We start from the raw sequence: 774 nt of genomic DNA on the forward strand, positions 1-774 counted from the left end.
CATCGAGGAGGAGCTATAGAATTGAACTGGAGAGATAGCAATGACCAAAGGATCCGGCCCAACGCTTGGCATTGCTTTGATGGAATACAACAATCTCACTGCCGACTACGGACGATTTTCTCCAACCGACAGGGTCGGCCTTGGCTCAGATTGTATTGGCAGTATTGAATGCCCCGCATCGTGGCCGTTCGATACTGTCTACGCAGTCGCAAGCGGCGGCGGGCCGAGAGAGACGCTGGCGGGGGCGGACAGTGCGGTCCGGGGCGTCACTCAAGCCGTACACCGCTTGGAAGGCGAGGCCGATCTCGTAATCGCGAATTGCGGATTCTTCTGGTGCGGCTGGAAGTTGCTTAGAGGCAGTAATGAAACACCAGTGCTGCTTAGTGGTCTCGATTTTCTAGATCTGGCGCTCTCGGCAACATCGGGCCCGATTGGGGTGCTCACCTTTTCAAAGCCGTGCGTCGAAGCACTTCTGCGTGATCACGATGGAATTCGGCGCATGCGGATTGTTGGCTTCAGTGATCTCCCGTCCTGGAAAGCTATTGAGGAGCCTGATTGCTTTGAATCCGGTGGCTGGACGGAAGAAAGTCTCCGCGGCGAATTTGTCACGCGTCTTGAAAGCGAACTGAGCGATGGGTCGCTCAAGAATGTTCGAGCACTCGTGATCGAGTGTGTCGGAATGCCAAAGTGGCGATCGGACATTCGAAAGCTGACCAATGTGCCGATCTTTGATCTGATGAGCATTACAAAATCTCTTCTCGCGTGAGTGGATGG

General features: G+C 54.5%; 1 protein-coding gene. It reads left to right on the forward strand.

From position 1 onward, the window contains the following. Positions 1–40: 40 nt before the first annotated feature. Entirely contained in the window at positions 41–766 is a 726-nt protein-coding gene (locus AC0L2V_RS32200) for an aspartate/glutamate racemase family protein (protein ID WP_473522188.1), read from the forward strand. Positions 767–774 lie beyond the last annotated feature (8 nt).

It is taken from the genome of Mesorhizobium sp. WSM4814, from assembly GCF_055811595.1.

Bases quoted from the DNA above. Each gene is read 5' to 3' on its own strand.
- AC0L2V_RS32200 (WP_473522188.1), top strand. From the start codon at position 41: ATGACCAAAGGATCCGGCCCAACGCTTGGCATTGCTTTGATGGAATAC.